At 70.4% G+C, this 11,707-nt stretch carries 13 protein-coding genes; 7 read left to right on the top strand and 6 right to left on the bottom strand.

The genetic code is table 11. The annotated features are described in order from the left end of the window. Positions 1-138 precede the first annotated feature (138 nt). A complete protein-coding gene (locus tag AC07DO_RS18930; protein WP_479060963.1) occupies positions 139-879 on the top strand; it encodes a helix-turn-helix transcriptional regulator in 741 nt (246 codons plus the stop codon). Between the two features lie 30 nt (positions 880-909). On the opposite strand, the gene AC07DO_RS18925 is transcribed toward AC07DO_RS18930, so the two are convergent. Further along, positions 910-1,206 (bottom strand): hypothetical protein, encoded by a 297-nt coding sequence (locus tag AC07DO_RS18925; RefSeq protein ID WP_479060962.1) that lies wholly within the window; start codon positions 1,204-1,206, stop codon positions 910-912. Between the two features lie 21 nt (positions 1,207-1,227). Continuing rightward, positions 1,228-2,916 carry a sodium:solute symporter family protein gene (locus AC07DO_RS18920; RefSeq protein WP_479060961.1) on the bottom strand — a complete coding sequence of 563 codons (1,689 nt, stop codon included), beginning with the start codon at positions 2,914-2,916 and terminating at the stop codon, positions 1,228-1,230. A 169-nt stretch (positions 2,917-3,085) separates the two neighbouring features. On the opposite strand from AC07DO_RS18920, the gene galT reads away from it, so the two are divergent. The 4 genes from galT to AC07DO_RS18900 all read left to right on the top strand — a co-directional run bounded on the left by galT (position 3,086) and on the right by AC07DO_RS18900 (position 6,746). After that, positions 3,086-4,147, top strand: coding sequence for a galactose-1-phosphate uridylyltransferase (galT, locus tag AC07DO_RS18915; RefSeq protein WP_479060960.1), 1,062 nt, complete (start codon positions 3,086-3,088; stop codon positions 4,145-4,147). Continuing rightward, the gene (gene galE, locus AC07DO_RS18910) at positions 4,144-5,097 is read left to right on the top strand and encodes a UDP-glucose 4-epimerase GalE (RefSeq protein ID WP_479060959.1); all 954 of its coding nucleotides are present in this window, start codon (positions 4,144-4,146) and stop codon (positions 5,095-5,097) included. The genes galT and galE overlap by 4 nt, the downstream gene beginning before the upstream one ends. Positions 5,098-5,117: 20 nt before the next feature. Then, positions 5,118-6,272, top strand: a complete 1,155-nt coding sequence (galK, locus tag AC07DO_RS18905) for a galactokinase (RefSeq protein ID WP_479060958.1) — start codon at positions 5,118-5,120, stop codon at positions 6,270-6,272. 132 nt (positions 6,273-6,404) lie between these two features. Further along, complete coding sequence (locus tag AC07DO_RS18900) at positions 6,405-6,746, top strand: DoxX family protein (RefSeq protein ID WP_479060956.1); 342 nt, start codon at positions 6,405-6,407, stop codon at positions 6,744-6,746. A 21-nt stretch (positions 6,747-6,767) separates the two neighbouring features. Here AC07DO_RS18900 and AC07DO_RS18895 read toward each other — a convergent pair whose 3' ends face one another. Then, positions 6,768-7,223 carry a GNAT family N-acetyltransferase gene (locus tag AC07DO_RS18895; protein WP_479061593.1) on the bottom strand — a complete coding sequence of 152 codons (456 nt, stop codon included), beginning with the start codon at positions 7,221-7,223 and terminating at the stop codon, positions 6,768-6,770. Positions 7,224-7,488: 265 nt separating this feature from the next. Between AC07DO_RS18895 and AC07DO_RS18890 the strand changes: the two genes are divergently transcribed. Then, positions 7,489-8,304 carry a LuxR C-terminal-related transcriptional regulator gene (locus AC07DO_RS18890; RefSeq protein WP_479060954.1) on the top strand — a complete coding sequence of 272 codons (816 nt, stop codon included), beginning with the start codon at positions 7,489-7,491 and terminating at the stop codon, positions 8,302-8,304. Here the strand turns inward: AC07DO_RS18890 and tamR are convergent. Then, positions 8,263-8,760 (bottom strand): MarR family transcriptional regulator TamR, encoded by a 498-nt coding sequence (tamR, locus tag AC07DO_RS18885; protein WP_479060952.1) that lies wholly within the window; start codon positions 8,758-8,760, stop codon positions 8,263-8,265. The genes AC07DO_RS18890 and tamR overlap by 42 nt on opposite strands. A 102-nt stretch (positions 8,761-8,862) precedes the next feature. Between tamR and AC07DO_RS18880 the strand changes: the two genes are divergently transcribed. Then, positions 8,863-9,687: a trans-aconitate 2-methyltransferase gene (locus tag AC07DO_RS18880; RefSeq protein ID WP_479060950.1), complete on the top strand. Its 825-nt coding sequence runs from the start codon at positions 8,863-8,865 to the stop codon at positions 9,685-9,687. A gap of 12 nt (positions 9,688-9,699) precedes the next feature. Here the strand turns inward: AC07DO_RS18880 and AC07DO_RS18875 are convergent, their stop codons facing one another. Together AC07DO_RS18875 and AC07DO_RS18870 are read right to left on the bottom strand one after the other, a co-directional pair. Further along, positions 9,700-10,386: a TetR/AcrR family transcriptional regulator gene (locus AC07DO_RS18875; protein ID WP_150168849.1), complete on the bottom strand. Its 687-nt coding sequence runs from the start codon at positions 10,384-10,386 to the stop codon at positions 9,700-9,702. Beyond that, positions 10,383-11,441, bottom strand: a complete 1,059-nt coding sequence (locus tag AC07DO_RS18870; RefSeq protein WP_479060947.1) for an acyl-CoA desaturase — start codon at positions 11,439-11,441, stop codon at positions 10,383-10,385. The genes AC07DO_RS18875 and AC07DO_RS18870 overlap by 4 nt, the downstream gene beginning before the upstream one ends. Between the last annotated feature and the right edge of the window lie 266 nt (positions 11,442-11,707).

Genomic DNA, 11,707 nt, shown 5'->3' with positions numbered 1-11,707 from the left:
TCTCCAACGCCCCCCGAATGGCACGGATTTCGGCATTCCGGGCCGCTTCTGGCCGGTAGGGGGCGCGTAACCTCGAACAAGCGTGTAGCTTCCGGGGGATGAAGGGTCGGGGGGCCCGCGGGGAACTGGGGGGTTGCTATGGGTGTGCGGCTCATGGTGGTCGACGATCACCGACTGCTCGCCGAGGCCCTCGCCTCGGCACTGAAACTACGCGGGCACCGCGTGCTCGCCGCCGCCGCGCCCGCGGCGGGCGCCGCGGAACTGGTCATCAGCAGGGCCCCGGAGGTCTGCCTCCTGGGCACGGCCACACCGGCCGAACCGGGGATGTTCGACCCGGTCGTGAAGATCAAGCGGGACCGCCCGCAGGTGGCGGTCGTGGTGCTCGGCCCGGTGCCGAGCCCGCGCGGGATCGCCGCGGCCTTCGCCTCCGGCGCCTCCGGTTACGTACGCCATGACGAGCGCATCGAAGGAGTGGAGCGCGCCATCATGAAGGCGCGCGCGGGAGAGGCCGCCGTCGCGCCCCAGTTGCTGCAGGGCGCGTTCAGCGAACTGCTCAATCCGGCCGCGCAGCCCGACGACGAGGGGCAGCGGCTGCTGCAGATGCTCACGCCCCGTGAGGTCGAGGTCCTGGTGCGGGTCGCCGACGGTGAGGACACCCGGCTGATCGCCGCGGGCATGGGGATAGCCCCGAGCACCGCGCGCACGCACGTGCAGCGGGTTCTGATGAAGCTGGGCGTCGGATCGCGTCTGGAGGCCGCCGCGCTCGCGGCGCGCACGGGCCTCCTGGAGCGCGCCGAGCGTCCCGCGTCGGCCTACGCGCACCATGCGGGCGCCGCGGAGGACGCGGACATGACGACGGGGCCCGAGCCACCGCGGTGAACTCGGGCCCCGTCGTCGTACGGCAGGAGGTCAGTCGTCCGCCGGTTCCTCGGTGGGCACGACCGCCGGGCGCAGCCAGAGCCACCCCAGGAAGAACAACCCGAGGGCGAGCATGCCGAGGCCCGTCCACAGGTTGATGTTGATGTCCTCGGCCTTCTTCAGGTCGGCGTCGGACGCGGTGATCCCGGCGATCGTCACGATGATTCCGTAGACGACGAACAGGCCGCCGATGATGCGCCGGATGTCGAAGAGGCGCGCGGCTGTCGCGGACTTGCGCTCCAGCTCGGAGACTTCGTTGTGCAGGTCGGAGTTGTGCAGGTCGGACATGTCTTCGGTCCTCCGATCGGTCTAGAGCGAGTACGGCAGGTAGCAGGCCGCGGCGAGCACGATGGCACTCCAGCCGAGCAGGGCCGGCTTGCGGTACCAGGCGTCGTCACCCTCCTCCGCCCCCTCGTCCTCCAGGCCCGGCGAGGCCGTCCCGTAGACGAGACCGGCCAGTTCGGCCTCCGGCTTGGGCGCGGTGAAGAGCGTGACGACGACCATCACGACGGCACCGGCGACGAAGCCGACGATCGCCGAGACGAAGTTCGCGCCCTGGTCGGTCGGGATGTCGATGACGCCCTGCTTGTAGATCCAGAAGTAGTTGACCATCGCGGCGCTGGTGCCCGCGACCAGACCCCACACGCCGGACTTCATCGAGGCCCGCTTCCAGAACATGCCGATGATGAAGACGACGAACATCGGGACGTTGAAGAAGGAGAAGAGGGTCTGCAGGTACCCCATGATGTTGGAGAACGACGAGGCGATGAACGCCGTGCCGATGGAGGCGAGCACGCCGATCGCGGTGATGAGCCGCCCGAAGTTCAGGTAGTAGCGGTCCTCACGGTCCTTGATCACGTACTTCGCCCAGATGTCGTACGTGAACACGGTGTTGAAGGACGACACGTTCGCCGCCATGCCCGCCATGAACGCGGCGAGCAGGCCGGTGACCGCGATGCCGAGGACGCCGTTGGGCAGCAGCTCCTGCATCAGATACGGAATCGCGTCGTTGTACGTCAGGTCGGAGCCCGCCGTGCCGATCTTCGGGACGAGGACGGCGGCGACCAGGCCGGGGATCATCACCAGGAAGACGATGAAGATCTTCGGGAAGGCGGCGATCAGCGGGGTGCGCTGGGCGGCCGAGAGGTTCTTCGCGGAGAGGGCGCGCTGGACCTCGGCGAAGTTGGTCGTCCAGTAGCCGAAGGAGAGCACGAAGCCGAGGCCGAGGATGATCGTCAGCCAGTTGGCGCCGAGCGGGTTGGCGTCACCGATGCCGGTGCCGCCCCAGGCGGTCATGAAGTTCTCGCCGTGCTGCTTCTCGATGGAGCCGGTGAGGCCGTCCCAGCCGCCGACCTTCTTCAGGCCGATGACGCAGATCGGGATCAGCGCGGCGAGGATCACGAAGAACTGCAGGACCTCGTTGTAGATCGCCGACGAGAGGCCGCCGATGGTGATGTACGCGAGGACGAAGAGTCCTGCGACGACGATCGCCACCCACTGCGGCCAGCCGAGGAGCGCCTCGACGACGATCGAGAGGGCGTAGAGGTTCACGCCTGCGATGAGGATCGCGGCGAAGGCGAAGAGCGCCGAGCTGAGCAGGTGCGCCGGCTTGTCGAAGCGCTGGAGCAGGTACTCGGGGACGGATCGGACCTTGCTGCGGTAGTAGAACGGCATCATGACCAGGCCGAGGAAGACCATGGCCGGGATGGCGCCGATCCAGTACCAGTGGACGACCGCGACGCCGTACTGCGCGCCGGTGGCGGCCATGCCCAGGATCTCGGTGGCGCCCAGGTTCGCGGCGACGAAGGCGAGACCGGTCACCCACGCGGGCAGTGAGCGGCCCGAGAGGAAGAAGTCGAGACTGGTCTTCACGGAGCGCCGGGCGGCGAAGCCGATGCCGAGGACCACGGCGAAGTAGATCGCCAGGATCGCGTAGTCGAGGCCGTTGGTGGGCAGCCGAAGCCCCTCGGCCAGGGTTGTCGTGGTGGGGGACTGCATGTGAACTCGCTTCGTTGCGCGAACGGATCAGTCGGGAACCTACGCCTCTCGCTTCAATAACTGAACAGTTCTGTTGGTGTTCTTTGTTTGATTGTGATCGTTGACGTCGCTGTTGGCTTGTGATTTGTTATGTTCGATTCTGTTGGGTGGGTGGTGAGGAGCCCCGGACGTGAAGAAGACCTCGACCCGTCTCGCCGACGGTCGTGAGCTCATCTACTACGACGTGCGCGACGACACCGTGCGCGACGCCGTCGACCGGCGCCCGCTCGCGCCCGTCGCCACCACATCGGAGGTGCGCGAGGACCCCCTCCTCGGCGACTCCGTGGCCATCGCCTCGCACCGCCAGGGACGCACCTACCACCCCCCGGCCGACGAATGCCCCCTGTGCCCGTCCGCCGGGGACCGGCTCAGCGAGATCCCCGACGCGTCGTACGACGTCGTGGTCTTCGAGAACCGCTTCCCCTCGCTCGCGGGCGACGCGGGCCGCTGCGAGGTCGTCTGCTTCACCTCCGACCACGCCTCGTCCTTCGCGGACCTCACCCCCGAGCAGGCCGCGCTCGTCCTGGAGGCATGGACCGACCGGACCGCCGAGCTCTCCCACCTGCCCTCCGTCGAGCAGGTGTTCTGCTTCGAGAACCGCGGCGCCGAGATCGGCGTGACCCTCGGCCATCCGCACGGGCAGATCTACGCGTACCCCTTCGTCACCCCGCGCACGAACCTGATGCTGCGCTCGCTCGCCGCGTTCAAGGAGTCGTCCGGCGGCCTCAACCTCTTCGACGACGTCGTCGCCAGGGAGAGCGAGGGGGAGCGGGTCGTCCTGGAGGGCGAGCACTGGATCGCGTTCGTGCCGTACGCGGCGCACTGGCCCTACGAGGTCCACCTCTACCCCAAACGCCGGGTGCCCGACCTGCTCGGGCTCGACGAGGAGGCGCGCACCGAGTTCCCCCTGATCTATCTGGAACTCTTGCGGCGCTTCGACCGGATCTTCGGCGCGGGGGAGAACCCCACCCCCTACATCGCCGCCTGGCACCAGGCGCCGTTCGGGACGCTGGAGGGACATGAAGGGATCAACCGGGACGACTTCGCCCTCCATCTCGAACTTTTCACGATTCGCCGCACTTCGGGCAAGCTGAAGTTCCTCGCGGGTTCCGAATCCGGTATGAGCGTGTTCATCAACGACGTGCCGCCGGAAGCCGCGGCCCAGCGACTGCGAGAGGTAGCGAGTTCATGAGCGGTAAGTACCTGGTCACCGGTGGTGCGGGCTACGTCGGAAGTGTGGTGGCCCAGCATCTGCTCGAGGCCGGGCACGAGGTGACGGTCCTCGACAACCTCTCGACGGGCTTCCGCGAAGGCGTCCCCGCCGGCGCCTCGTTCGTCGAGGGCGACATCCGCGATGCCGCCAAGTGGCTGGACTCCTCCTACGACGCGGTGCTCCACTTCGCCGCCTTCTCGCAGGTCGGCGAGTCCGTCGTGAAGCCCGAGAAGTACTGGGACAACAACGTCGGCGGCACCATGGCGCTGCTCGCCGCCATGCGCGACGCCGACGTGCGCAGGCTCGTCTTCTCCTCGACGGCCGCGACGTACGGCGAGCCCGTGAACACCCCCATCACGGAGACCGACCCCACCGCCCCCACCTCGCCCTACGGCGCCTCCAAGCTCGCTGTCGACCACATGATCACCGGCGAGGCGGCCGCGCACGGCCTGGCCGCCGTCTCCCTGCGCTACTTCAACGTCGCGGGCGCGTACGGCGACTGCGGCGAGCGCCACGACCCCGAGTCGCACCTCATCCCGCTCGTCCTCCAGGTCGCGCAGGGCAGGCGCGAGGCGATCAGCGTCTTCGGCGACGACTACCCGACCCCCGACGGGACCTGCGTCCGCGACTACATCCACGTCGCCGACCTCGCCGAGGCCCACCTCCTCGCCGTCGAGGCCGCCACCCCCGGCGAGCACCTCATCTGCAACCTCGGCAACGGCAACGGCTTCTCCGTGCGCGAGGTCATCGAGACCGTCCGCAAGGTCACCGGGCACCCGATCCCCGAGGTCATGGCGCCGCGACGCGGCGGCGACCCGGCGGTCCTCGTCGCGTCCGCGGCCACCGCGCGGGAGCGGCTCGGCTGGAATCCGTCCCGCGCGGACCTCGCGGGCATCGTCGCCGACGCCTGGGCGTTCGCCCAGCGCTGACCGGGATCAAGGGGTAACTGATGGACGTAGCGGGGAAGTTCGCCGAGCTGTACGGGTACGAGCCGGAGGGCGTCTGGGCGGCGCCGGGACGGGTCAACCTCATCGGCGAGTACACGGACTTCAACGAGGGCTTCGTCATGCCGCTCGCGCTGCCGCACACCGCCGTGGCGGCGGTGGCGCGCCGCACCGACGGCGTCCTGCGGCTCCACTCCGCGGACATCGACGCCCCCGTCGCCGAACTCCGCGTCGACGAGCTCGAACCCCTCTCGGCGTACGGGCAGGGCGGCTGGGCCGCCTACCCCGCGGGCGTGGTGTGGGCGCTGCGGGACGCGGGCCACGACGTCTCCGGCGGCGCCGACCTCCATCTCGCCTCGACCGTGCCGACCGGGGCGGGCCTGTCCTCGTCGGCCGCCCTGGAGGTCGTCACGGCACTCGCCATGAACGACCTGTACGGACTCGGACTCGACCGGCCGCGCCTCGCGGTCCTCGCCCAGCGCGCCGAGAACGCCTTCGTCGGCGTGCCGTGCGGCGTGATGGACCAGATGGCCTCCGCGTGCGCCACGGAAGGCCACGTCCTGCACCTGGACTGCCGCGACCTGGCGATACGGCAGATCCCCTTCGACCTCGCCGCCCACGGCCTGCGCCTGCTCGTCGTCGACACCCGCGTCAAGCACGAGCTGGGCGACGGGGCGTACGCGGAGCGGCGGGCCGGCTGCGAGGAGGGCGCGCGCGTCCTGGGCGTCTCGCATCTGCGGGACGTCGCGTACGGCGAACTCCCCGCGGCCCTGACGAAGTTGACGGACGAAAAGATCCGTCGCTACGTACGCCACGTCGTGTCGGACAACCACCGCGTCGAGCGGGTCATCGGCCTCCTCGACTCCGGCGACGTCCGCGCGACCGGCGCCGTCCTCACCGAGGGCCACGCCTCACTCCGCGACGACCTGCGCATCTCCTGCCCCGAGCTGGACCTGGTCGTGACCTCCGCGAACGCGGCGGGCGCGCTCGGCGCCCGGATGACCGGCGGCGGCTTCGGCGGCTCGGCGGTCGTCCTGGTGGAGTCGGCGGACGAGGACACGGTGACGAAGTCGGTCCTTGACGCCTTCGCCGCGGCGGGCTTCACGGCGCCGCGCGTCTTCCCGGCGGAGGCGTCGGCGGGGGCGCGGCGGGAGGCCTGAGCGCCCGGGAAGGCCGCCGTCGGAAGCAGCCGGAAAAAGTTTCTGGAAAGAGGTGCCGTGAACCGGTCACACTCCTGTGGCCGGTTCCGTCAGGGCAGTGAAAAAGCCACCGCCCGATGAGGAGCACCCGCCATGTCCACAACCTGTGCAGTCGTCACGCTGATCGCCGCCGCCATGGTGGCCTTCTCCGCCGTATCGGTCTTCCTGCGCGCCGAGTGGGTGGTGAAGCCCATCGCCGACTACGGCATCCCCATGGCATGGCTGCCCTGGCTCGGCACCGCCAAGGCCGCGGGCGCGCTCGGCCTGGTCGCGGGCCTGTTCGTCCCGGTCGTCGGGTTCGTGGCGGGCATCGGCCTGGTGCTGTACTTCGCCGGGGCCGTCGTCACCGTGGTGCGGGCGCGCTGGTACACGCACATCCCGTTCCCGCTGATGTACGCGGCGCCGGTGATCGGCGCCCTGGCCCTCGCGGCCTGAGTCGGGGCGCCCCCGCCCTCCTCAGCCGATCCGCTTGATGAGCGTGAACTCCTTGACGCCCTCGGGGTAGTCGGGGATCACGCTCACCAGCTCGTACCCCCGGTTCCGGTAGAAGCCCGGTGCCTGGAAGTCCCATGTCTCCACACGGGAGTTGACGCACCCCCGATCCTCACGGGCCACCCGCTCCGCCTCGGCCAGGAGGCGGGAGCCGAGCCCCGCCCCGCGGTGCCGGTCGTCGACCCAGAGGTGGTTCACGTGCAGCCAGCGGGCCCACGTGTGCGCGGCGAGGCCCGCCGCGAGGCCGCCCCGCTCGTCCAACGCCCATATCGCCAACGGGACTTCCTGGTCCTCGCGCGTTCCGCGCAGGGCTCTGAGCTCAGGTGACGCCGCCGTGTTCGTCTCGCTCAGCCGCGAGCGAAGCAGACCGAGCCGCTCCTTGTCGACTCCCGTCTCAATACGAAACATAAGGCTCACCATAAACGCGCTGGCCAACCAGTTCTGCAAATCACCTTCCGCTCCTGGCGTCCGGCCCTACTCTGAAGGGCAGTGCCGGTGGGGGCCGGCACTGATCAGGGGGCGAGACAGTCGGGTACGGCGCCCGGCGATGGGGGTGGCGGTGACAGCGCGGCGGCGGCCGTGCGGCCGCGTCGGCCTCCGCTCCGTACGCCGTACCCGCACCAGGCGTTCTCCGATGATGGGGTATCCCCCGCTTCCGGCAGGGAGCGTGGGGAAGGGGGTTTCCGTGGTTCGCATTCGAGTCCTGGTCGTCGACGACCACCGCATCTTCGCCGAGTCGCTGGCGGCCGCGCTCGCGGCCGAGCCGGACGTCGACGTGTCCGCGGCCGGCAGCGGCCCCGCCGCGCTGCGCTGCCTGGAGCGGGCGGTCACCGAAGGCCGCAGATACGACGTGCTGCTCGTCGACGCCGACCTCGGCAGCACCGCGAGCGCGCTGCAGGGCGCCCGCCCCCAGGCTCTCGGCTTCGCCCGGGCAGGGGGGACACCCATCGCCGCCACCGTGCAGGACGGCAACGCCGAAGGGCTCGTCGACGGCATCTCGCTGGTGGCGGGCGTCCGTTCGGGCCAGCCCGCCGTGCGCACCGTCGTGCTCGCCGAGAAGGACGACCCGCGCCGCGCGGCCCTCGCCCTGCAGGCCGGCGCGTCGGGCTGGGTCGCCAAGGACTGCTCGCTCTCCCGTCTCCTGACGGTCATACGCGGCGTGCTCCGCGACGAGACCCACCTGCCGCCCGCCCTGCTCACCGGCGTCCTGCGCGAGCTGACCGCGGCCCGCAAGCACCGCACCGAGTCCGAGCGGCTCGTGGAGTCGCTGACCCCGCGCGAGCGGGAGGTGCTGCGCTGCATGGTGGCGGGGCTCGGCCGCAAGGCGGTCGCCGAGCGGCTCTTCCTCTCCCCGCACACGGTGCGGACGCACATGCAGAACGTGCTGGGGAAGCTGGGCGTCCACTCCACCCTCGCCGCCGTGGCGCTCGCCCGGCGCGCGGGCGTCGGGCCGGCCGATCTAGCCGGGGATGTTGTCGAACGGGGCGGTCAACTGGCGTAGCAGCGCGGCCAGTTCGGCGCGCTGGGCGCGGGAGAGCTCCGCGAGGATCGCCCGCTCCTGTTCCAGCAGTCCGGCAAGGGCCTGGTCCGCGCGGTCCCGGCCCTCGCCGGTGAGGCGTACGAGGACGCCGCGCCGGTCGCTCGGGTCCGGCAGGCGCTCGACGAGGCCCTTCTTCGCGAGGCGGTCGATGCGGTTCGTCATCGTGCCGGACGTCACGAGGGTCTGCGTCAGGAGCTGGCCGGGGGAGAGCTGGTAGGGCGCGCCCGCGCGCCGCAGCGACGTCAGGACGTCGAACTCCCACGGCTCCAGGTTGTGCTCCGAGAAGGCGAGCCTGCGGGCACGGTCCAGGTGCCGCGCGAGCCTGCTCACGCGGCTGAGCACCTCGAGTGGTTCCACGTCGAGGTCAGGGCGCTCCCGGCGCCACGCTGCGACCAGCCGATCGACCTCGTCCTCCATGACGATCAGTGTAGGGGGTCTGTCGACATGAAGTCTCTTGACGTCAAGATACCTCGGGTTCAGGATGAGATCAGAACCCCGTGACCCGAGGAGGTCGTCTCCATGCCTGCCGCCGCCACCTGGGACCCCCACCAGTACCTGCGCCACGCCGACCACCGCGCGCGCCCCTTCGTCGACCTGCTCGCCCGCGTCCCCGAACTCCCCGCCTTTCGGCGCCCGCCCCGCATCGCCGACCTCGGCTGCGGCCCCGGCAACGTCACCCGGCTCCTCGCGGACCGCTGGCCCACCGCGCACGTCACCGGCTTGGACAACTCTCCGGCGATGCTGGCGAGGGCGGACGAGCTGGCGGGCCCCACGGAGGGCGGCGGCCGCCTGGACTTCGCACGGGCGGACGCCACGGACTGGGCCCCGCCCCCGGGGACGTACGACCTCCTCCTCTCCAACGCCACCCTCCAATGGGTGCCGGACCACGCCGCGTCCTTCCCGGCGTGGATCGAGGCCCTGCCCCCCGGCGGCACGTTCGCCTTCCAGGTGCCGGGCAACTTCGACGCCCCGAGCCACGTCCTGATGCGCGACCTCGCCGCGTCCCCCCGCTGGCGCGACCGCCTCGGCGACGTTCTGCGCCACGCGGACGCGGTGCTCTCGCCGGGTGCGTACCTGGCACGGCTCGCGGACCTCGGCTGCGAGGTCGACGCGTGGGAGACGACGTACCAGCACCTCCTCGCGGGCGAGGACCCCGTCCTGGACTGGGTGAAGGGCACGGGCCTGCGCCCGGTCCTGACGGCCCTGGAGGGTGACGGGGCGGCGAAGGAGAAGTTCCTGGAGGAGTACCGATCCCTCCTCCGCGAGGCCTACCCGCCCACGCCCCACGGCACGGTGTTCCCGTTCCGCAGGGTGTTCGCGGTGGCCCGTCGTGCTTTCGAGTGATCAGGCGGGCTCTCAGCTCTTGCGGTGGCCTATCAGGCGCGGCTTCGGCTCCAGGCCGTCCAGTCCGTGCCACGCCAGGTTGACCAGGTGCGCGGCGACCTCCGCCTTCTTCGGCTTGCGCGCGTCCAGCCACCACTGACCCGTCAGCGCGACCATGCCGACCAGCGCCTGCGCGTACAGCGGAGCGAGTTTCTGGTCGAAGCCGCGGCCCTTGAACTCCTGGCCGAGGATGTCCTCGACCTGCGTGGCGATGTCGGAGATGAGGGAGGCGAAGGTGCCCGTGGACTGGGCCACGGGCGAGTCGCGGACCAGGATGCGGAAGCCGTCCGTGTACGTCTCGATGTAGTCGAGCAGGGCGAACGCGGCCTGTTCGAGGAGCTCCCGCGGGTGCCCCGCGGTGAGCGCGCTGGTCACCATGTCCAGGAGCTGTCGCATCTCGCGGTCCACCACGACCGCGTACAGCCCCTCCTTGCCGCCGAAGTGCTCGTACACGACCGGCTTGGAGACCCCCGCCTTCGCGGCGATCTCCTCCACGGACGTGCCCTCGAAGCCCTTGGCGGCGAACAGGGTGCGGCCGATGTCCAGCAGCTGTTCCCGTCGCTCGGCCCCCGTCATACGGGTCCGGCGGGTACGCCGGGGCTGCTTCTCTTTGCCGGCAGGGATGGAATTGCTGGAGTCGGTCGCCACGTCGTCAATCATGCCGCGTCGGAGGCGGCAGCCCCGCGCCGGGACTCGGCCGCGCCCTCCGGCTTGCGGCGCGAGTCGATGCGCGACTGCGACGGCCACCGCACGTCGTACGCCCAGCCGAGCTGCTCGCACCAGCGGATGATCCGCGCCGACGAGTCGACCTGGCCCCGCATCACCCCGTGCCGCGCCGACGTCGGGTCGGCGTGGTGGAGGTTGTGCCAGGACTCACCGCAGGACAGCACCGCGAGCCACCACACGTTGCCCGAACGGTCACGGGACTTGAAGGGGCGCTTGCCCACCGCGTGGCAGATCGAGTTGATCGACCACGTGACGTGGTGCAGCAGCGCGACGCGGACCAGCGACCCCCAGAAGAACGCCGTGAACGCGCCCCACCACGACATCGTGACCAGGCCGCCGACCACCGGCGGGATCGCGAGGGACACGATGGTCCAGAGCAGGAACTGCCGCGAGATCAGGCGGAGCGCCGGGTCCTTGACCAGGTCCGGCGCGTACTTCTCCTGCGACGTCTGCTCCTCGTCGAACATCCATCCGATGTGCGCCCACCACAGGCCCTTCATCAGGGCGGGAACCGTCTCGCCGAAGCGCCACGGGGAGTGCGGGTCGCCCTCCGCGTCCGAGAACTTGTGGTGCTTGCGGTGGTCGGCCACCCAGCGCACCAGGGGCCCCTCGACCGCCATGGATCCCGCGACGGCCAGCGCGATGCGCAGCGGCCGCTTGGCCTTGAAGGAGCCGTGCGTGAAGTAGCGGTGGAAACCGATGGTGATGCCGTGGCACCCCAGGTAGTACATGAAGACGAGCAGGCCGAGGTCCAGCCAGCTCACGCCCCAGCCCCAGGCCAGCGGCACCGCCGCGACCAGGGCGAGGAAGGGGACGGTGATGAACAGCAGCAGGGCCAGCTGTTCGAGCGAGCGTTTCTGCTCGCCGCCCAGCGTCGCCGAGGGCGGCGCGACGGCGGTGGTCGTGGCGGTGGCGGCGGAGCTCGCGTCCGCGCGTGGAGCGTCGTCGATCACATCGGCCTCGGAGTACGCATCGGAGGTTGTCGTCATGGGCACGTCCCCTGTGGGGTCGAGGGTTGAGGTGGGAGCAGTGCACGGGCACGGTTCCTGCAGCGGCTGCAATACCGCGTTTCCTACGGTTCCGTAACCTACGGCGACGTAAGTATGGCAGTGCGGAGCCTCGCGGCAAGAGGCCGCGAGCTCCGTGCCCGAGGTGACACCTATCCTTGGAGACGGTCGGACAGCGCGGTCCGCTCTGTATCTCCCCGGTTCCCCACCGGGACCCCTCCCAGTCTTGAAGCGCTTCAACACTGCAA

The sequence above is a fragment of the Streptomyces sp. NPDC045678 genome (assembly GCF_056432085.1).
The sequence above is the reverse complement of the archived record's forward strand: the minus strand, read 5'-3'. Positions and strand labels throughout refer to the sequence as shown.

Coding starts and splice junctions, on each gene's coding strand:
- galE (WP_479060959.1), top strand. CDS start 4,144: ATGAGCGGTAAGTACCTGGTCACCGGTGGTGCGGGCTACGTCGGAAGT.
- AC07DO_RS18870 (WP_479060947.1), bottom strand. CDS start 11,441: ATGACGACAACCTCCGATGCGTACTCCGAGGCCGATGTGATCGACGAC.
- galK (WP_479060958.1), top strand. CDS start 5,118: ATGGACGTAGCGGGGAAGTTCGCCGAGCTGTACGGGTACGAGCCGGAG.
- AC07DO_RS18880 (WP_479060950.1), top strand. CDS start 8,863: ATGCCTGCCGCCGCCACCTGGGACCCCCACCAGTACCTGCGCCACGCC.
- AC07DO_RS18875 (WP_150168849.1), bottom strand. CDS start 10,386: ATGATTGACGACGTGGCGACCGACTCCAGCAATTCCATCCCTGCCGGC.
- AC07DO_RS18930 (WP_479060963.1), top strand. CDS start 139: ATGGGTGTGCGGCTCATGGTGGTCGACGATCACCGACTGCTCGCCGAG.
- AC07DO_RS18900 (WP_479060956.1), top strand. CDS start 6,405: ATGTCCACAACCTGTGCAGTCGTCACGCTGATCGCCGCCGCCATGGTG.
- AC07DO_RS18925 (WP_479060962.1), bottom strand. CDS start 1,206: ATGTCCGACCTGCACAACTCCGACCTGCACAACGAAGTCTCCGAGCTG.
- AC07DO_RS18895 (WP_479061593.1), bottom strand. CDS start 7,223: ATGGTGAGCCTTATGTTTCGTATTGAGACGGGAGTCGACAAGGAGCGG.
- AC07DO_RS18920 (WP_479060961.1), bottom strand. CDS start 2,916: ATGCAGTCCCCCACCACGACAACCCTGGCCGAGGGGCTTCGGCTGCCC.
- tamR (WP_479060952.1), bottom strand. CDS start 8,760: ATGGAGGACGAGGTCGATCGGCTGGTCGCAGCGTGGCGCCGGGAGCGC.